The organism is Blattabacterium sp. (Periplaneta americana) str. BPLAN, assembly GCF_000093165.1.
Lineage (GTDB): Bacteria > Bacteroidota > Bacteroidia > Flavobacteriales > Blattabacteriaceae > Blattabacterium.
Genome location: NC_013418.2, coordinates 347,857 through 368,649, shown reverse-complemented (window position 1 = coordinate 368,649; position 20,793 = coordinate 347,857). Strand labels below are relative to the sequence as shown.

Below are 20,793 nucleotides of genomic sequence, written 5' to 3'. Positions count from 1 at the left end.
TTTTTATGATAGTTGTTCATGGTATTTTTAAGAATTAATACAATGATGGTGAAATAAAAAAAAGGAATGAAAGGTAAACAATATATATTTAGAAGTCCTTTGGTATCTGGAGAGATCATATTTAAGTATGATTTAAATGGTTTTTTGAGAGAAGTCGTGTTTCCAGAAAAACTTTCTTTATCACATTATGTATGGATAGGAAAATATTTACCTTATAACGAATCTATTATAAATAAAATGAAAAATGCAAAAGCAGCGTTTTCCATAGAAGAAATTCCTGTAGACTTATCTTTTAATCGTTTTTGGACAGATTATAAATATAAAGTAGGAAAAAAAAAGATGGCGGAGAATTTGTGGGATAGAATGTCTTTATCTGATAGAATAAAAGCTTTGTCCTATATTCCTAAGTATTTAGACCACGTGAAAAGAACAGGACATGATCAAGCATATCCTACTACATATTTAAATCAAAGATATTTTGATAGTTAAAAACTCTTATTTTTTTCTATTTTTTTTGATCACATCAATAGCATCTTTTAAATGAAAGGAATTAAAAAAAATTTTTTCTTCAATTGGAATGGATTTATTTTTATGTCTAATATAGACATTATATTTATTTACTTTTAATAAGACTTCTTCTTCTTCGAAAATCCCTAAAATTTTGGGCAATTCTAGAAGTTTTAATGCAGTTTCTAAGGAGATTGTATCAATTTTTTGATTGATGAGCAATGGAGAAAATTTAGGTTTTTCTTTATCTTTAAATTCTCCCATTTGAACAATAGGTCCAAATCTGGCTACTTGGGAAAAAATTTTTTTTTTAGATATTGGATCTATGCCCAAAAAAACGTTTTTTATGAACTTTTTTACGTTTTTTTCAACGTGTTCTATTTTTTCATGAAATCTATCATAAAAATTTTTTATAATTCTTTTCCAAGAAACTTCTCCTTTAGCTATGTTATCAAATTCTTTTTCTAAATTTGCTGTGAAATCATAATCGACAATTTCATGGAAATTCTTTTTCAAAAAATTAGTAGTTAAAACACCTATTTCGGTTGGGATAAATTTATTTTTTTCTATCTCTGTAATTTCATCTTTTTTTTCAATGATTATATTCTTTTTAAGAATGAAAGACTCGCGATATTCTTTCTTATTAATAGATTTTTGCAGGTTTACATAGTTTCTTTTTTGGATAGTAGAAATGATGGGAACATAAGTAGAAGGCCTACCTATTCCTAGTTTTTCTAAATTTTTTACTAAAGAAGCTTCATTGTATCTAGGTAAATGTTTTGTAAAAACTTGTTTTGCTGTAATTACTTTTTTTTGTAAAAGAGTTCCTTTTTTAATTTCTGATAAATTTGTTTCTTTTTTTTTAAAATCCTCCTTTCCATGGATTTTCATAAACCCATCAAATATGATAGTTTTTTCGGTAAAGACAAAAGGAATCTCAAAGTTTGAAGATTGAATATAAAAAATTTTTTTTTCAATATTTGCATCCGTCATCTGTCCTATTAGAGTTCTTTCCCATATGAGTTTATAAAGAATTTTTTGAGATGTATCTAAATCTTCCAAAGAATTTTTTTCTATATTGGTGGGGTGAATAGCTTCATGAGCTTCTTGAGAAAATTTTTTTTTAGATGAAAACTCTTTTGGAGATAAATACGATTTTCCGTATGAAGATAGAATATAGTTTTTTATTTCTGACAAAACATCTTTAGATAAATTAGTACTATCTGTACGCATATATGTAATGTATCCTTTTTCATATAATTTCTGTGCCAAAAACATAGTTTTTGATATAGAAAAATTTAATTTTTTACAAGCTTCTTGTTGCAAAGAAGAAGTTGTGAATGGAGGTGGTGGAGTTTTTTTTTCTTGTTTAGTAACAATTTTTTTAATGAAAAAAGAAGAATCAACACATGCTTGCAAAATGTTTTTCATTTTTTTTTCCCCTTCTATTTTTTTTTCCAACTTTGCATTCAGAGTTATTTTATTTTTATTGGTGAAAATTCCAAATATTTGATACCCAGAAATTGGGATAAAATTTTGAATATTTTGTTCTCTTTCTACTATAAGTCTAAGTGCTGCGGATTGGACCCTTCCCGCAGAAAGTCCGGCGTTAATTTTTTTCCATAAAATAGGAGATAATTGAAATCCCACTAATCTATCTAAAATTCGTCTTGCTTGTTGTGCATAAACTAAATTATGATTAATTAATCTAGGATTTTTGATGGCATGTAGAATAGCTTTTTTTGTAATCTCATGAAAGACTATTCTTCTAAATTTTTCAGAAGGAATGTTTAGAATTCTATAGATTTGATAAGCAATGGCTTCTCCTTCACGATCTTCATCGGAAGCTAACCAAATTAGATTGAAATCTTTTATTAATGTTTTTAAATTCTGAACTATTTTTCTTTTCTTGGGAAGAATTGCATAATTTGGCTGAAAATCTTTATTTATATCGATTCCTATTTTTTTTTCTGGAAGATCTATTATGTGTCCGTAACTTGGAACTACATAAAATTCTTTTCCAAGAAATAGTTGTATGGTATTAGCTTTAGTAGGAGATTCAACAATTACTAAGTTTTTTTTCATGTTTTTTCTATTAGATATTTCTTTCAACAATAAAATTTACCATTGTTTTTAAAGACTTCTTGATTGTACTATCTGGATAAGAATCTAATATTTTTAATGCATTATTACGTATTCTTATCATTTTCTGTATTGCATATTCTATGCCTCCATATTTTTTCACATAAGCAATAATCTGATGTCTTTTTTTTTCATCATAATTTTTTATAGAATTTAATATCCATTTTTGATCATTCTGGGATGCTTTTTGAATTGCATAAATAAGTGGAAGGGTCATTTTTTTTTCTCTAAAATCAATTCCAATAGGTTTTCCTGTTAAATTTTCATTAGACTCATTATAATCAAATAAATCATCTTTTATTTGAAAAGCAATCCCCGTTAATCCTCCAAATTTTCGCATTTTTAATGCGATATCTTCATTGGCATTTACTGAACGAGCTCCCCCTTCACAAGAAGCTGCAATTAAACTTGCAGTCTTATGATAAATAATTTGATTATAAATTTTTTCAGTGATATCAAGTTTTTTAGATTTTTCCATTTGTAACAATTCCCCTTCACTCATATCTTTAATTGTTCTACAAATAATTTTCAGAAGATCATGATAATTATTTTCTGTAGCTAATAAAAGACTTTTAGAAAGTAGGTAATCTCCTACCAAAACAGCTATTTTATTTTTCCATATAGCATTTATGGAAAAAGAACCACGACGAAGATAACTATTATCGATAACATCATCATGAACGAGAGTAGCAGTATGTATCAATTCTATTAAAGAGGCTGTATGATAGGTTTTTTTTTGAATAGTTCCTAGCATTTTTGCAATTAAAAAGACAAACATAGGTCGAATTTGTTTTCCTTTTCTATGAACAATATAATGTGTTATTTTATTTATAAGAGGTACATCACTTTTTATAATGGCATTAAATTGTTTTTCAAAAATTTTCATTTCTTCATTTATAGATCCTTTAACTTTCTCAAGTATTTTCTTCATAATATTTTGACCTTTTTTTGTAAAAAATTATAATATTTACAAAATCAACATGGAATCTCCGTAGGAATAAAATCTGTATTTTTCTTTTGTAGCTATCTTATATGCTTTCATAAGAAGATCATATCCAGTAAATGCCACTGTCATCATTAATAAAGTCGATTTTGGCATGTGAAAATTTGTAATCATAGAGTTGGCTATGCTAAAATTGTAAGGGGGAAAAATGAATTTATTGGTCCATCCATAAAAAGGATTTAAATATTTGTTGGGAGATACAGAACTTTCTATAGCACGCATGGATGAAGTTCCTACAGCACATATACGTTTTTTTTGTTGAATACTTTTATTAACAATATCACATGTTTCTTTTTTTATGAAACATTTTTCAGAATCCATTTTATGTTTAGATATATCTTCTACTTCCACGGGTAAGAAACTTCCTAATCCAAGATGTAAAGTTATTTCTACTAAGTTTATTCCTTTTATTTCTAATTTTTTTAATAAATGTTTTGAAAAATGCAATCCTGCTGTAGGAGCGGCTACGGATCCTTCTTCTTTTGCATAAATGGTTTGATATCTTTCTTCATCATTTTTATCCGGCAATCTTTTAATGTATTTCGGCAAAGGAGTTTTTCCTAATTCTTTAATTTTTTTTATAAGTTCTTTATGTGTTCCACTGAAATGAAGTTGTAATATCCTTCCTCTAGAAGTTGTATTATCTATAACTTCTCCTGTCAATCCATATCCAAAGTTTAATTTGTTTCCTACTCTAACTTTTCTTGCTGGATCAACTAAAACGTCCCAAGTTCTATCTATTGGGTCTAATTCTCTAAGTAAAAAAACTTCTATTTTTGCTTCTGTTTTTTCTTTGTTTCCGAATAGTCTTGCAGGAAATACTTTTGTGTTATTAAAAATGATAGTATCACCTTCTTCGAAATATTGATGCAAATCTTTAAAAATTTCATGTTTAATACCATTACTTTTTCTATTTATAATCATTAACCTAGATTCATCTCTTTCCTCAGTAGGTTGATTAGCTAAAAGGTCTAATGGAAGACCGAAATCGAAATCTGAAGTTCTCATATATTTAGATTAGCAAAGAGTTGGTTTAGAAAAATTAATATTATAGATTTTTTTGGATAAAAGTTAGATTATTTTTTTTTTAACAAAAAAAATATATATACATTTGTGTATACTAAAAAGTTTTTTTAATAAACTTTTTAAGTTGTTCTTTGTCATGTAGAATAAGGAGCTTCTAAGCCTGATTCTAAGGATTTTTTAATGAAATTTTTGCGTATTTTGATTTATTTTATTACAACGGAGAGTTTGATCCTGGCTCAGGATGAACGCTAGCGGCGGGCTTAACACATGCAAGTCGAGGGGCAACATGAGGTCTATATTTTTAGATTTCGATGGCGACCGGCGAACGGGTGCGTAACACGTACGTAACTTACCTTTTGCTAGAAAATAGCCTGAGGAAACTTGGATTAATATTCTATAACATAGTATTATTGCATGATAATATTATTAAAGCAGATATGCGGCAAAAGATAGGCGTGCGTCTGATTAGTTAGTTGGTAGGGTAAAAGCCTACAAAGACAATGATCGGTAGGGGGCCTGAGAGGGTGATCCCCCACACTGGTACTGAGATACGGACCAGACTCCTACGGGAGGCAGCAGTGAGGAATATTGGTCAATGGAGGAAACTCTGAACCAGCCACGCCGCGTGCAGGAAGAAGGCCCTATGGGTTGTAAACTGCTTTTGTATAGGAATAAAAATTCTTACGAGATAAGAATCATGAAGGTACTATACGAATAAGTGTCGGCAAACTCCGTGCCAGCAGCCGCGGTAATACGGAGGACACAAGCGTTATCCGGATTTATTGGGTTTAAAGGGTGCGTAGGCGGTTTATTAAGTCAGTAGTGAAATGTTGCAGCTTAACTGTTAAAATGGCTATTGATACTGATAAGCTGGAGTGAGATTGGAGTAGCTGGAATGTGTGGTGTAGCGGTGAAATGCTTAGATATCACACAGAACACCGATCGCGAAAGCAGGTTACTAAGTCTATACTGACGCTGAGGCACGAAAGCGTGGGGAGCAAACAGGATTAGATACCCTGGTAGTCCACGCCGTAAACGATGATCACTAGTTGTTGGATTTTGTATTCAGCGGCTAAGCGAAAGTGATAAGTGATCCACCTGGGGAGTACGGTCGCAAGGCTGAAACTCAAAGGAATTGACGGGGGCCCGCACAAGCGGTGGAGCATGTGGTTTAATTCGATGATACGCGAGGAACCTTACCAAGGTTTAAATGTGCTGCGAATAAGCTAGAAATAGTTTAGTCTTCGGACGGAGTACAAGATGCTGCATGGTTGTCGTCAGCTCGTGCCGTGAGGTGTTGGGTTAAGTCCCTCAACGAGCGCAACCCTTGTTGTTAGTTGCCAGCGAGTAAAGTCGGGGACTCTAACAAGACTGCCGACGTAAGTCGAGAGGAAGGTGGGGATGACGTCAAATCATCACGGCTCTTATGCCTTGGGCTACACACGTGCTACAATGGTCGGTACAAAGGGTCTTGCTACTGGGTAATCAGAAGCTAATCTCTAAAAGCCGATCTCAGTTCGGATTGGAGTCTGCAACTCGACTCTATGAAGTTGGAATCGCTAGTAATCGCATATCAGCCATGATGCGGTGAATACGTTCCCGGGCCTTGTACACACCGCCCGTCAAGCCATGGAAGTCGGGGGGACCTGAAATCGGTGACCGTAAAAGGAACTGCTTAAGGTAAAATCGATAACTGGGGCTAAGTCGTAACAAGGTAGCCGTACCGGAAGGTGCGGCTGGAACATCTCTTTTTTTAGAGTTTATTGAAAAAATTTGAAGAATTGGGCTAGAAGTTTTTTATATTGATATAGAGATTGATTTTGATATCAGTCTCGTAGCTCAGATGGTTAGAGCGCTACACTGATAATGTAGAGGTCCGCGGTTCAATTCCGCGCGAGACTATATAGGGGAGGGGGATTAGCTCAGTTGGATAGAGCGCCTGTTTTGCACGCAGGAGGTCATCGGTTCGACTCCGATATTCTCCATTTAAAGTTCTTTAACATAACATACATACTACATAGATAGGAAAAAAAAAGCTAAATAAGGGCGTATGGTGGATGCCTTGGCTCTGAGAGGCGATGAAGGACGTGATAAGCTGCGATAAGCTGCGGGAATTGGCACATACAAATTGATCCGCAGATTTCCGAATAGGGAAACCTATCATATTAATCATATGATATTACTTTTTTTAAAGTAAGGCAAACCTAGAGAACTGAAACATCTAAGTATCTAGAGGAAAAGAAAACAAAAGTGATTCCGTTAGTAGTGGCGAGCGAAATCGGAATAGCCCAAACCATTATGGTTACGGCCATAGTGGGGTTGTAGGTCTACATAATATTAGGAATATTTTTTTATAGCAGAATGGTTTGGAAAAATCAATCATAGAAGGTGAAAATCCTGTATGTGAAATAAAAGAATTACCTTAGTAGTAACCTGATTAGGACGGGACACGGGAAATCTTGTCTGAATCAACCGGGACCATCCGGTAAGGCTAAATACTACTCAGAGACCGATAGTGAACTAGTACCGTGAGGGAAAGGTGAAAAGTACTTCGAATAGAAGGGTGAAATAGATCCTGAAACCATACGCTTACAAGCTGTCGGAGCCTTTCAGTAAGGTAACGACGTGCCTTTTGCATAATGAACCTACGAGTTAATTTTTCCGGCAAGGTTAAGTAGTTCAGCTATGGAGCCGTAGCGAAAGCGAGTCTTAAATAGGGCATTTAGTCGGAAGAATTAGACGCGAAACCGAGTGATCTACCCATGAGCAGGTTGAAGCTGTGGTAACACATAGTGGAGGACCGAACCGGTTGACGTTGAAAAGTCTTCGGATGACTTGTGGGTAGGGGTGAAAGGCTAATCAAACTCGGAGATAGCTCGTACTCCCCGAAATGCATTTAGGTGCAGCATCGTGTTAAAAATAAGACAGAGGTAGAGCTACTGATTGGATGAAGGGGTTTCATCACCTACTAATTCCTGACAAACTCCGAATGCTGTCATTATGTTTCACGGTAGTGAGGGCGTGGGTGCTAAGGTCCATGTCCAAGAGGGAAACAACCCAGATCATCAGTTAAGGCCCCAAAGTATATATTAAGTTGAACAAACGAAGTTCAGTTACACAGACAGCTAGGATGTTAGCTTGGAAGCAGCTATTCATTTAAAGAGTGCGTAACAGCTCACTAGTCGAGTAATTGAGCATGGATAATAATCGGGCATAAATATATCGCCGAAACTATGGGATTGAAAAATCGGTAGGGGAGCATTGTAATGACAATGAAGCTAAATCGTAAGATTTAGTGGAGTGATTACAAAAGAAAATGTAGGTATAAGTAACGATAATGCGGGAGAGAAAACCGCACACCGAAAAACTAAGGTTTCCTCAGCTATGTTAATCAACTGAGGGTTAGTCGGATCCTAAGACGTAATCGAAAGGTGTAGTCGATGGAAAACCGGTTAATATTCCGGTACTTGCTTTTATTGCGATAGGGGGGACGGAGAAATGAAACTGTCGCGTACGGACGGAAGTGTACGTTGAAATAGTTAGGTATTAAAATATACAGGAAAATCCGTATGTTTTGCTGATCTATGATAGTACCACAAACCTTCGGGAGAGTGGATAGTACAGGTAAGAGCTTCCAAGAAAAGCCTCTAAGCTTCAGATAAAAGTGATCCGTACCAAAACCGACACAGGTAGTTAAGGAGAGAATCCTAAGGTGCTCGAGTGATTCACGGCTAAGGAACTAGGCAAAATGAACCTGTAACTTCGGGAGAAAGGTTGCCTTCCTAATAAAGAAGGCCGCAGTGAAAAGATCCAGGCGACTGTTTATCAAAAACATAGGACTCTGCTAAATTGAAAAATGATGTATAGGGTCTGACACCTGCCCAGTACTGGAAGGTTAAAGAAAAGGGTTAGCTTAGGCAAAGCTTTTGACTGAAGCCCCAGTAAACGGCGGCCGTAACTATAACGGTCCTAAGGTAGCGAAATTCCTTGTCGGGTAAGTTCCGACCTGCACGAATGGTGTAACGATCTGGAAACTGTCTCAGCCGTGAGCTCGGTGAAATTGTAATATCGGTGAAGATGCCGATTACTCGCAATGGGACGAAAAGACCCTGTGAACCTTTACTATAGCTTCGTATTGATTTTGATTAAAAAATGTGTAGGATAGGTGGGAGACTTAGAAATGTTGTCGTCAGGCAATATGGAGTCAACCTTGAAATACCACCCTTTTTTTATTTGAAATCTAACTCAATCAAATATATTGAGGACATTGCGTGGTGGGTAGTTTGACTGGGGTGGTCGCCTCCAAAAAAGTAACGGAGGCTCCCAAAGGTACCCTCAACACGTTTGGTAATCGTGTGTAGAGTGTAATGGCATAAGGGTGCTTGACTGTGAGACATACAAGTCGATCAGGTACGAAAGTAGGGCATAGTGATCCGGTGGTTCCGCATGGAAGGGCCATCGCTCAAAGGATAAAAGGTACTCCGGGGATAACAGGCTAGTCTCCCCCAAGAGCTCACATCGACGGGGAGGTTCGGCACCTCGATGTCGGCTCGTCACATCCTGGGGCTGGAGAAGGTCCCAAGGGTTGGGCTGTTCGCCCATTAAAGTGGCACGCGAGCTGGGTTCAGAACGTCGTGAGACAGTTCGGTCTCTATCTATTGCGAGCGTTAGAAGCTTGAGTGGAGCTGATTCTAGTACGAGAGGACCGAATTGGACGAACCTCTGGTGTATCAGTTGTGTCGCCAGATGCATCGCTGAGTAGCTACGTTCGGAAGAGATAAGCACTGAAAGCATATAAGTGCGAAACTCACCACAAGATGAGGCTTCTTTTAAGGGTCGTTGAAGATCACAACGTAGATAGGCTACAAGTGTAAAGACAGTAATGTCATAGCTGAGTAGTACTAATTACCCATAGGCTTTTATTTTTTTCCTTGTTGTATGTTGTATGTTATGTTTTTTTTAATTTGGGCGGTTATAGCAATGTGGATCCACCTCTTTTCCATTCCGAACAGAGAAGTTAAACACGTTAGCGCTGATGGTACTGGTTATTCCGGGAGAGTAAGTCGCCGCCCTTTTTTCTTTTTACAACAGACATTTTACAACAGACATTCTGAATAGAGATCTCTGCTTTTCGTGTTCTCTGCACGGAGAATGCTTTCACTTCTATAATAGTAAAGACTTTTTAATCCTATTTTCCAGGCTTCTAAATGAACTTTGTTGATAAATTTAGCTGGAGTATTTTGGTGAAATGCAAGATTAATACTTTGGCCTTGATCAATATATTTTTGTCGTATACTAGCTTGTTTGATTAATTCCAATTGATTTATTTCTTTGAAACATAGAAATACATTTTTTTCTTTTTCACTAAGACCTGTTAATCCTAGACAAGATCCTTTTTCATTGGCTATCTGTTCCCATACTTCTGGTAAATTATATCCACTTTTTATAAGAATTTTTTCTAAGTAAGGATTTTTTCGAATATGCATACCTTTTGCGTCATCATCTACATATATATTAGCTGCTAAGGGTTCAACACCTTGAGATAGACCTCCAGCCAATTTTGCGGAACTCCTATTGGGAGCCATAGCCATTAAGGTTAAATTTCTTCTTCCTGTGCCTATGTTCCATTCTGACTCTCCATATTCCTTAGCTAAATATTGAGTTGCTTTTTGAGATTCTGATCGAATCTTTCCAAAGATGTCATGAGTTAATATTTCAGATTTTACAGAAATAAAGGGAATCATTTCAGATTGTAGATAAGAATGCCATCCCAAAGCTCCTAAACCTAAAGCTCTACTTTTCTCTGCAAAACGAACAGCATCTTCTATTCCTTTAATGTTTTTTCCTTTATTAATGAATTCTTGCAAAACTGCATCAAGAAACAAAATGGCATAAAATACAGTTTGAGTATCTTTCCATTCCACATATTTATATAAATTTAAAGAAGAGAGACAACATACAAGTGTATGGCTCTCATCTGTTGGTAACATTATTTCTGAGCAAAGATTGCTGTGATGTATTTTCAATCCGTTTTTTTTCCAATTTTCTGGAAGATTTCTATTTGCATTGTCTTTAAAGAATAAATAAGGTTCTCCCGTTTTTACACGTTCTTTGAGGGTATTTATCCACAAACTTCTTTCTTTTCCATTTTTCTTCAATACTTTTTCCATGAAAGAATTAGAAAGGATGACCCCTTGATGAACATTGTGACATTGACGATTAATATCTCCTTTAGGTTCTCTTATTTTTAAAAATTCTGGATATTCTTGATGTTCTATATTTAAGTAAATAGCTACTGCGCCTCTTCGTGTACTCCCTTGTTTACTAGCAATAATAGCACTATCATATGATTTCACAAAAGGAATAATTCCATCAGAAGTTCCTAATGTTCCATTTTTTATAGGACTTCCCACGGATCTGATAAGACTAAAATCATAAGAGGTTCCTCCTCCATGTTTGCTCAAAATAGCCATTTCCAAATTTTTCCTATATATTTCATACATACTATCTCCAACACGACCGGAAAAACAGCTAATAGGTAATCCTTTTTCCGTTCCAAGATTCACCATAACTGGAGTAGAGGGGATAAGCCATCCTTTCCATAAAATATTAAAAAATTTCTTTTCTATTTTTGGTTTTTTAAGAATTTTTGCCGCATTTTCAGACAATCTTTTATATGCTTCAAAAGGAGTTTCTCCATCTAATAAATATCCACCTTTAATTGTAGTCAGATACAGTTCATTATTTGCCCATATAGGAAAATCTTTTCCTACTTTCCATCCTTTCTTTTCTGCAATAGGGTGTGTTTCCATTTTTTTTATTTCTTTTCCTTTTCTATTTTTTCTTTCAATTTTGCTAATCCAGCAATATCTCCAAGCGTAGATCTCTCGAATTTTCTGTTTCTTACACGTGTTTTTTCTTTCTTTTGATCTTTTTCACGATAAATAGAAGTATGAGAAACTACAATTTTTTTTGTTTCTTTATTAAATTCAATCACTTTAAAATTGCTTTTTTCTTCCTTTTTCAGAGTACTTCCATCTTTTTTTTCTAAGAAACGCAATGGAGAAAATGCTTCTATTTCTTGAAAATCTTCTATTTGATCATTTAATAATTTAACAGAAGCTCCCTTATCAAATAAATTGACAATAAATCCATTATGAATACTTCCTACATAATAGATTTTTTCATATTTTTCCCATGGATTTTCAGTAATTTGTTTGTGACCTAAATTTAATCTTCTAGTTTGAGGATCTAAAGCTAAAATTATTACTTCTAATTTATCATTGATATTGCAAAATTCAGAAGGATGTTTTATTTTTTTTCCCCATGAAAGATCATTCGCATAAATGATTCCAGATATTCCTTTTTCTAATTCCAAAGAAATTCCAAAATTAGTAAACTTACGAACAATTCCCACATGTTTTGATCCTATAGGGTATTTATTTTGAATATCTATCCAAGGATCTGGAGTCAATTGTTTAACACTCAAAGACATTTTTCGTTCTTGTCTGTCTATAGTCAATATAACGGCTTCTATTTCATCTCCTATTTGCACAAAGTCTTGTGTGGAAGATAAATCATAAGACCAAGACATTTCACTAATATGTAATAAAGCTTCCACCCCAGGGATAATTTCCACGAAAGCTCCATAATCAGCTAAAACGCTTACTTTTCCTTTTACTTTGTTTCCTACTTTTAAATTATTGTCTAAAGAGTTCCAAGGATGAGGTTGCAATTGTTTTAATCCTAGTTGAACTCTATTTTTATCCTTATCTACACCTAAAACTACAAATTTTAATTCTTGTTCTAATTGAACCACTTCTGTGGGATGATTGATGTGAGGCCAACTCATATCAGTAATATGTAATAAAGCATCTACTCCTCCTAAATCTACGAAAGCCCCATAAGGAAGAATATTTTTAATTTTTCCCTCTAGAACCTGACCTTTATCAAGTTTAGAGATCATTTCCTTTCTTTGTTCTTCTATATCTCTCTCTATCAATATTTTATGAGATACCACAACGTTTTTAGTTTTTTGATTTATTTTGACCACTTTTACTTCCATTGTTTTTCCGACATATGTGTCATAATCTCTAACAGGTTTTACATTAATATGAGATCCTGGTAAAAAACATTCAATATCAAAAATTTCTATGATTAAACCTCCTTTAGTTCTAGCCGCTACATAACCTAATATCACTTCTCCTTTCTCATGTGCTTCATTGATTCTTTCCCAATTTCTCATAATTTTTGCTTTTTGATATGAAAGAATACATTGTCCCTTATAATCCATTTTTACCACCATAACTTCCATTTTTTCTCCTACTTTAAAATTAAAATTCTCTCGAAACTCACTAATAGGAATAGCTCCTTCCGCTTTAAATCCTATATCTACAATCAGATTTTTTTCCGTGATATGTGTGATAGTTCCCTGATATATTTCTAGTTCTTGTATTTTTGGCAAAGTTTCTGCATAGATTTTTTCAAATTTCTTTCTTTCTTCTTGTTGCTCACTGTTCAAATGAGTTTCGTATTTCGTCCAATCGAAACTTTTTCTTTGATCCTTTAATCCTATATTTTCATTATTTCCAGATGAATGTGGGGTATCTTTTTTAATTTCTTCGGTTTGATTAGACATATATTTTAATTTTTGTAAGAATATCGAAACTTGCTACTACTGCTATCTAAATTATTTATTCAAAATATGAAATGAAGAGAAGAATTGTATCTATCTATCCACTAGAAGTAAGTTTATTGTTGTATAAGTTGTATAAAAAAACAGATAATACAAAACTAATAATTTTTCATCACATAAGTTTTTATATCTCCTAATATCTTTACACATACTTATTGTGAATAATTCCCGCAAATCCATCATGATGATGTAAATTGATCATTGTGTTCATAAAAAGTAATTCGTTAAAAAAACATGTATCTTATTGTTGATACCGAAACTACGGGATTACCTGTAAATTATAATTTTCCTATATCCAATACGGAGAACTGGCCAAGAGTTGTTCAAATTGCATGGCAACTACACGATTTTTCAGGGAATTTAGTGGAATTTAAAAATTTTATTATAAAACCGGATCATTATGACATTCCATTCAATGCTTTTAAAATTCATGGAATAACTAATGAAATAGCGGAAAAAAATGGAGAAGATTTAATTTTCGTTCTTAAAGAATTTAAGAAATCTTTTGAAAAATCTAAATATTTAATTGGACACAATTTAGAATTTGACATAAAAGTTATTGAGTGTGAATTTTTTAGAAAAAAAGAACAAATTTCTTTTAAGAGGAAGAAAATTTTAGATACTAAAGAAGTATCTGTTTCTTATTGCCAATTACCTGGAATAAGAAAAAAATTTAAATGGCCCACATTAACCGAATTATATTATAAGTTATTTGGAACAAAATTGTCCCATTCACATAATGCAGCAAATGATGTAAAAGCAACAGCTCGTTGTTTTTTAGAACTTTTGCGTTTAGGAATTATCTCATCCGAAAATCTTAAAATAGATGAAAATTTCATTTTACAGTTCAGAAAATTACATCAGTCTACAATATCTTCTTCTATGGTTTCTTTTAATAAACCTTATTCCTCATATATATCTATAAAAAAAATAAAAAAAAAGAAGAAGATTAATCATGAAGAATTAAAAAAAAAAAATAATTCTCATATTCATAATCATACTTCTTTTTCCATTCTTTATTCTACCATAGATATTCAATCCTTGATTGAAAGAGCTATATATTTTGATATGCCTGCCGTAGGAATAACGGATTATGGAAATATGATGGGAGCTTTCCATTTTTTAAATGCTATTCATTCTGCCAACAAAAAATATTCTTCCTTAAAAAAATACATCAAAGGAATCGTAGGATGTGAAGTGTTTATTTCTGATTTTTATTCACAGAAAAAGTTTACTAAAGAACAGCCGGATAAACGTTATCATCAAGTTTTTTTGTCTAAAAATAAAGCGGGGTATCAAAATTTGTCAAAACTATGTTCTCATGGATTCATAGAAGGTTTTTATGCGGGTGTTCCTAGAGTGGGAAAAGATTTAATAGAAAAATATAAGAAAAATTTGATAGCTCTTACGGGAGATTTATATGCAGAGATTCCACAAACGATCCTGAATAAAGGGAAAATAAAGGCAGAAAAAGTTTTTTTGTGGTGGAAAGAACTTTTTGAAGAAGACTTTTATATAGAATTATTACGTCATGGATTGGAAGAAGAGGATTATGTAAACAAAGTTTTACTGAAGTTTTCCGAAAAATATCATGTAAAATATATTGTGCAAAATAATACTTTTTATTTAGATCCAAAAGAATCTTATGCTCATGATATTTTACTTTGCGTAAAAAATGGAGAAAAAAAATCCACTCCTATAGGTAGGGGAAGAGGTTATAGATTCGGATTTCCAAATCATGAATTTTATTTTAAAAGTCCAGAAGAGATGAAAGAAATTTTTTCTGATTTTCCGGAATCTTTTGATTTTTTAGAAGAATTAGTTAATAAAGTAGAATCTTATCATCTTTCACAAAAAGTCTTACTTCCAAAATTCAAAATTCCAGAATCCTTTGAAAATTCTCTAGATAAAATAGATGGAGGTCACAGGGGTGAAAATTCTTTTCTAAGAAGCCTCGCATATGAAGGGGCTAAAAAACGTTATCCACATATGACTCCTGAAATACAAGAAAGAATTCATTTCGAATTAAAAACAATTGAAAAAATTGGATATCCTGGTTATTTTCTAATTGTTCAAAATTTTATTTCTCAAGCTAAAAAAATGAATATATCCGTAGGACCAGGAAGAGGATCTGTTGCTGGATCTGTAGTAGCTTATTGTATAGGAATTACCGATATAGATCCCATAAAATACAATCTTCTTTTTGAACGATTTCTCAATCCAGATAGGATTTCTCTACCAGATATAGACATTGATTTTGATGATAAAGGACGTGAAAAAATTATTGAATGGGTAGTTCAAAAATATGGAAAAAATCAAGTTGCACAAATTATCACGTATGCAACTATGGGAGCAAAATCCGCTATTCGTGATACAGCAAGAGTGTTAGATTTATCTTTAAAGAAAACAGATTATCTCGCAAAAATGGTCCCCAATTTACTTTCATTAAAAATTCTCTTGTCAAAAAAAGATCATCTTCTAGAAAAGATGAGTAAAGAAGATATGGAGAATGTTAAAAAATTGAAAAGTATTTCAGAGAAAAAAGATACACTGGAAGGACAAGTTTTACAACAGGCAAAAATTTTAGAAGGCTCTATAAGAAGTACAGGAATACATGCCTGTGGGATTATTATAAGTTCATATGATATTAAAGAATATGTTCCAGTTTCTATTTCAAAAGAATCTGATTTATTGATAACGCAATTTGACAACCATGTAGTGGAACAAGCTGGATTGTTAAAAATGGACTTTCTAGGATTAAAAACCCTTACTATTATCAAGGAAGTTTTAAATATTATCAAAAAACGTATTAATGTTGAAAAAATTTCATTTCCTTTGGAAGATATAAAGACTTATTCTCTTTTTCAGAAAGGAGAAACTGTAGCTGTTTTTCAATATGAATCTCCAGGAATGCAGAAATATTTACGGTTGCTAAAACCGGATAAATTTGATGATCTCATTGCCATGAACGCCTTGTACAGACCTGGCCCATTACAATATCTTACCAATTTTATATACAGAAAACATGGAAAAGAGGCCATCACATATGATTTGCCAGAAATGGAAGAATTCTTAAAAGAGACTTATGGGATAACGATTTATCAAGAACAAGTCATGTTAATAGCCCAAAAAATAGCTGGTTTTAGTAAAGGAGAAACAGATTTTCTTAGAAAAGCTATGGGGAAAAAACAAAAAGAGGTATTAAATAAAATGAAAAATCAGTTTATCATTCAAGCTTCTAGAAAAGGATATCCAAAAAAAATATTGGAAAAAATATGGAAGGACTGGGAGTATTTTTCTTGTTATGCATTTAACAAATCTCATGCAACCTGTTATGCCTATATAGCGTTTCAAACGGCTTATCTGAAGGCACATTTTCCTTCTGAATATATGGCGTCTGTATTAAGTCACAATATGGATAATATTAAACAGCTTACTTACTTTATAAAAGAGTGCAAACGTATGGGAATTTCTGTGATAGGTCCGGATATCAATGAAAGTGATGCATTTTTCAAAGTCACAGATTCTAATTGCATTAGATTTGGAATGAGGGGAATAAAAGGAGTTGGAGAAAATGCAGTAAAAAATATTATCCAGGAAAGAGAAAATCACGGACCATATACATCTATTTTTGATTTGGTAAAACGGATTGATTTGCGTATAGTGAATAAGAAGACTTTGGAAAGTTTAGTTTTATCCGGATCCTTGGATAAATTTCATATACATAGAGAGCAATATTTTCATTTTGAAGAAGAAAAAAAATTAAGTACTCTAGAGAAAATCATTCGATTTGGATCGAAATTCCAAAAAAGGAAAATGCAAGAGAAGAATTTTCCAAAAAAGAAGAAAAAAATTGAAGTAGAAAAACCCATGATTATAAAAAGTGAACCATGGAATAATATATATAAATTATCCAAAGAAAAGGAAGTATTGGGGCTTTATGCCTCTTCGCATCCTTTGGATGATTATTCTTATGAAAGAAAATATTTTACTAATTTATCTTTAGATCAATTAAATAAGAATGAACAAAAACTTATAGGAAAAGAAATTTATATATGTGGTATTTTATCGAAAATAGAAAAAAAGATCTATATAAAAAGTGGAAAAAAATATGGAATTTTTTTATTAGAAGATTATCATTCTTCTAAGGAATTTTGTATTTCTGGACAACAATATTTAAAATATGAACATTTACTATTTAATAATAGCCTGTTACATTTATATATCTCGATTGAAAAATCGAAATATAATAGCTGTAAAGTCCATATTATTCATATGGAAAGTTTACAAAATGTTCTAAAAAAATTATCCGAAAAATTGATAATAAAAATTGATCTAGATGATTTAGACCAGGTAATCATTGATAATATAGATCGGCTATTTTCTCAACAAATAGGAAATAAAAAACTTTATGTTTTTCTTTATGACAAGGACGATCATATTTCTTTAAATTTAGAATCTAAAAAGTATGGAATTAATATTAACTCTGATTTTCTAAAAAAATTAGAAAAAATAAAAGGCTTGGATTTTTGTTTAAATTAAAACTTTACATTTATTAAAAAGATTAACTTTGTACTTATTAGGACAGTACATTAAAGAAATATTATGAGGAATCATTCATCATATCACATCTCAATAAAACGCGTTTATTTTTAAGGTTTTTGGTTTCTTTACAAAGATGAAAATAAAAGTTAGAGTATCTCATGATCAGGATACAAAATATGCTTCCTTAATTTGCCAAAAGATCCAAGAATCAGCAAAAATTAGAGGAACTGGTATTGCTAAAAAAGATCCAGAATATATTAAATCAAAAATGATTAGTGGTAATGCGGTGATTGCATTTTTTGATGGAAAATTAGCAGGTTTTAGTTATCTAGATATTTATCAAAATAAAGAATTTGTAGTTAATTCTGGTTTGATTGTTTTTCCTGAATTTAGAAAACAAGGATTGGCAAAAATTATAAAAATTGAAATATTTAAACTTTCTAGAAAGAAGTATCCAAATTCTAAAATATTTAGTATTACAACAAGTCATCCAGTGATCAGAATTAATACGGAATTGGGATTTAAACCTGTAGCTTTTAGTGAACTGACCCAATCAGAAGATTTTTGGAAAGGATGTCAAAGTTGTGCGAATTTCGATATATTAACTAGGAACAAAAGAAAAATGTGTCTTTGCACAGGACTTTTGTATAATCCATATGAAAAGGAAAATATTTCTAAAAAACAAAAAAATATAGATTACTTAATTCCTGGAGATAAAATTGTTTTGGCCTATAGTGGAGGGTTAGATACATCTTATTGTTTAAAATATCTCCTTCAAGAAGGATATGAAATTCATACAGTAATTATCAACACAGGAGGATTTAAAGAAGAGGAGTTAAAAAAGATTCAAGAGAGAGCTTTAAATATTGGAGCTATATCACACAGAACTATTGATGCCATAGAGGAATATTATCAAAATTGCATAAAATATCTTATATTTGGAAACATTCTTAAAAATAACACTTATCCACTTTCAGTAAGTTCAGAAAGAATTTTTCAAGCTATTAAAATTGCGCAATATGCAACTAATATAAAGGCAAAAGCGATAGCTCATGGAAGTACAGGTGCTGGAAATGATCAGATTAGATTCGATATAGCCTTTCAAATTATTTGTCCAGAAAAAATAACTTTATCTCCTATAAGAGATCTAAAAATTTCTAGAAAAGAAGAGATTGAGTATTTGCGAAATAGTGGAGTTTATAATATTTGTTGGGATCAAGCAAAATATTCTATTAATAAAGGAATTTGGGGAACCAGTATTGGTGGAAAGGAAACTCTTACCTCTTCTAACGATTTTCCAGATGAAGCTTATCCGACAAAGTTAAGGAGAAAAAAAAGTGAAAATTTAGAATTGGAATTTGAAAAAGGAGAATTAGTAAGTGTGAACAGAGAAAAGGGAAAAGCCATAAAAAATATCATAAAAATTGAAAAAATTGCCTCAGAATTTGCTATAGGGAGGGGAATTCATATAGGGGATACGATTTTAGGTATTAAGGGAAGAGTAGCTTTTGAAGCTTCAGCTGCTATTATTATTATTAAAGCTCATCATTTGTTAGAAAAACATATTCTTACAAAATGGCAACTTTATTGGAAAGAACAATTATCTAATTGGTATGGGATGTTACTTCATGAGGCACAATATTTAGATCCTGTCATGCGTGATATAGAGATGTTTTTAAGCAGTACACAAGAAAGATTGACTGGGACAGTGCATATCATTCTATATCCTTATAGATTTCATTTAGTTGGAATTAAATCTAAATTTGATTTAATGGATTCTAACATGGCTCAATATGGAGAAATAAATCATGCTTGGACAGCAGAAGATGTTAAAGGTTTTACAAAAATATTGAGTAATCAAATGAAAATGTATCATAATTTAAATAAAAAAGAAGAATGATTAAGATAGGCATTATAGGAGGAACTGGATATACTGCTGGAGAATTAATGAGATTGATGATTTATCATCCAAAAGTCAGGATAAAGAGTGTGGTAAGCAGGAGTAAATCAGGAGAATTGATTCATTCAGTTCATCAAGATCTATTAGGAGAAATAGATAATATGAAGTTTACCGATTCTTTAAACAAGGATATTGATGCAGTATTTCTTTGTTCAGGACATGGACAATCTAGAAAAGAATTAAAAAATCTATTAGAAACTATAAAAGTTATTGATCTTAGTCAAGATTTTAGAATAATCAATCAATCGATTTTTTTAGGAAGAAGATTTATCTATGGATTACCAGAATTACAAAAAGAGATTATAAAAACATCTAGTAATATTGCTAATCCAGGATGTTTTGCTACAGCTATTCTTTTAGCTGTATTACCCTTAGCTAAAAAAAAGCTCTTGAAAAGAAATATTCATATTAGTGCTATAACTGGTTCTACAGGTTCGGGGAAGACCATGAGTGAGACTAACCAATTTAGTTGGAGAAACAATAACATTTCTACTTATAAAATATTTAATCATCAGCATTTACAAGAAATCCAACAAACTATTCATCAAATACAAAATAATTTTTCATCGGAAGTCTATTTGATCCCTTATAGGGGAAATTTTTCTAGAGGAATTATAACTACTTTATATACTCATTCTAGTTTTTCTTTGGAAGAAAATAAGGAAATTTATAAAGATTATTATAAGAATCATCCTTTTGTGGAAATTTCTGATCTAAATATAGATGTAAAACAAGTAGTAAATACCAATAAGTGTATTTTACATCTTTTGAAAGAAAAGAATCAATTGATTGTTCTTAGTGTGATAGATAATCTTATAAAAGGAGCTTCCGGTCAAGCTGTCCAGAATATGAATCTTATGTTTAATTTGGATGAAACTTGTGGTTTGAAATTAAAATCCGTTCGTTTTTAATTGA

Annotated in this window: 9 protein-coding genes, 2 tRNA genes and 3 rRNA genes; 9 read left to right on the top strand and 5 right to left on the bottom strand. The window is 32.2% G+C overall.

Features of this window, described 5'->3' with window-relative positions; genetic code table 11:
* Positions 1-66: 66 nt before the first annotated feature.
* A complete protein-coding gene (locus BPLAN_RS01715) occupies positions 67-489 on the top strand; it encodes a hypothetical protein (protein ID WP_012821485.1) in 423 nt (140 codons plus the stop codon).
* Positions 490-495: 6 nt separating this feature from the next.
* Here the strand turns inward: BPLAN_RS01715 and topA are convergent, their stop codons facing one another.
* The 3 genes from topA to queA are packed head-to-tail and all read right to left on the bottom strand — an operon-like array spanning position 496 to position 4,660.
* On the bottom strand, positions 496-2,592 hold the full coding sequence (gene topA, locus BPLAN_RS01710; RefSeq protein ID WP_012821484.1) for a type I DNA topoisomerase: 2,097 nt from the start codon (positions 2,590-2,592) through the stop codon (positions 496-498).
* Positions 2,593-2,602: 10 nt separating this feature from the next.
* The gene (locus BPLAN_RS01705) at positions 2,603-3,580 is read right to left on the bottom strand and encodes a polyprenyl synthetase family protein (protein WP_012821483.1); all 978 of its coding nucleotides are present in this window, start codon (positions 3,578-3,580) and stop codon (positions 2,603-2,605) included.
* 36 nt (positions 3,581-3,616) lie between these two features.
* Positions 3,617-4,660: a tRNA preQ1(34) S-adenosylmethionine ribosyltransferase-isomerase QueA gene (gene queA / locus BPLAN_RS01700; RefSeq protein ID WP_012821482.1), complete on the bottom strand. Its 1,044-nt coding sequence runs from the start codon at positions 4,658-4,660 to the stop codon at positions 3,617-3,619.
* Between the two features lie 231 nt (positions 4,661-4,891).
* Here queA and BPLAN_RS01695 point away from each other — a divergent pair.
* The 5 genes from BPLAN_RS01695 to rrf all read left to right on the top strand — a co-directional run bounded on the left by BPLAN_RS01695 (position 4,892) and on the right by rrf (position 9,753).
* Positions 4,892-6,430 (top strand): 16S ribosomal RNA (locus BPLAN_RS01695).
* 76 nt (positions 6,431-6,506) lie between these two features.
* Positions 6,507-6,580: transfer RNA gene (locus BPLAN_RS01690), tRNA-Ile, on the top strand.
* A gap of 9 nt (positions 6,581-6,589) precedes the next feature.
* A tRNA-Ala gene (locus BPLAN_RS01685) sits at positions 6,590-6,663 on the top strand.
* 44 nt (positions 6,664-6,707) lie between these two features.
* Positions 6,708-9,603, top strand: a 23S ribosomal RNA gene (locus BPLAN_RS01680).
* A gap of 39 nt (positions 9,604-9,642) precedes the next feature.
* Positions 9,643-9,753 (top strand): 5S ribosomal RNA (gene rrf, locus BPLAN_RS01675).
* Together the 16S, 23S and 5S rRNA genes with 2 tRNA genes alongside form the textbook arrangement of a ribosomal RNA operon.
* A 21-nt stretch (positions 9,754-9,774) precedes the next feature.
* Here rrf and BPLAN_RS01670 read toward each other — a convergent pair.
* Together BPLAN_RS01670 and rpsA are read right to left on the bottom strand one after the other, a co-directional pair.
* Complete coding sequence (locus BPLAN_RS01670; RefSeq protein WP_012821481.1) at positions 9,775-11,490, bottom strand: ribonucleoside-diphosphate reductase subunit alpha; 1,716 nt, start codon at positions 11,488-11,490, stop codon at positions 9,775-9,777.
* Positions 11,491-11,495: 5 nt separating this feature from the next.
* Positions 11,496-13,316 (bottom strand): 30S ribosomal protein S1, encoded by a 1,821-nt coding sequence (gene rpsA / locus BPLAN_RS01665; RefSeq protein ID WP_012821480.1) that lies wholly within the window; start codon positions 13,314-13,316, stop codon positions 11,496-11,498.
* 291 nt (positions 13,317-13,607) lie between these two features.
* Between rpsA and dnaE the strand changes: the two genes are divergently transcribed.
* The 3 genes from dnaE (at position 13,608) to argC (ending at position 20,789) form a co-directional block, all read left to right on the top strand.
* The gene (gene dnaE, locus BPLAN_RS01660) at positions 13,608-17,915 is read left to right on the top strand and encodes a DNA polymerase III subunit alpha (protein ID WP_012821479.1); all 4,308 of its coding nucleotides are present in this window, start codon (positions 13,608-13,610) and stop codon (positions 17,913-17,915) included.
* A gap of 136 nt (positions 17,916-18,051) precedes the next feature.
* The gene (locus tag BPLAN_RS01655; protein WP_012821478.1) at positions 18,052-19,818 is read left to right on the top strand and encodes an argininosuccinate synthase domain-containing protein; all 1,767 of its coding nucleotides are present in this window, start codon (positions 18,052-18,054) and stop codon (positions 19,816-19,818) included.
* Positions 19,815-20,789 carry an N-acetyl-gamma-glutamyl-phosphate reductase gene (gene argC, locus BPLAN_RS01650; protein ID WP_012821477.1) on the top strand — a complete coding sequence of 325 codons (975 nt, stop codon included), beginning with the start codon at positions 19,815-19,817 and terminating at the stop codon, positions 20,787-20,789. Before BPLAN_RS01655 ends, argC begins: the two co-directional genes overlap by 4 nt.
* The last annotated feature ends 4 nt before the right edge of the window (positions 20,790-20,793 follow it).

Coding starts and splice junctions, on each gene's coding strand:
- dnaE (WP_012821479.1), top strand. CDS start 13,608: ATGTATCTTATTGTTGATACCGAAACTACGGGATTACCTGTAAATTAT.
- argC (WP_012821477.1), top strand. CDS start 19,815: ATGATTAAGATAGGCATTATAGGAGGAACTGGATATACTGCTGGAGAA.
- BPLAN_RS01670 (WP_012821481.1), bottom strand. CDS start 11,490: ATGGAAACACACCCTATTGCAGAAAAGAAAGGATGGAAAGTAGGAAAA.
- BPLAN_RS01705 (WP_012821483.1), bottom strand. CDS start 3,580: ATGAAGAAAATACTTGAGAAAGTTAAAGGATCTATAAATGAAGAAATG.
- topA (WP_012821484.1), bottom strand. CDS start 2,592: ATGAAAAAAAACTTAGTAATTGTTGAATCTCCTACTAAAGCTAATACC.
- BPLAN_RS01715 (WP_012821485.1), top strand. CDS start 67: ATGAAAGGTAAACAATATATATTTAGAAGTCCTTTGGTATCTGGAGAG.
- BPLAN_RS01655 (WP_012821478.1), top strand. CDS start 18,052: ATGAAAATAAAAGTTAGAGTATCTCATGATCAGGATACAAAATATGCT.
- queA (WP_012821482.1), bottom strand. CDS start 4,660: ATGAGAACTTCAGATTTCGATTTCGGTCTTCCATTAGACCTTTTAGCT.
- rpsA (WP_012821480.1), bottom strand. CDS start 13,316: ATGTCTAATCAAACCGAAGAAATTAAAAAAGATACCCCACATTCATCT.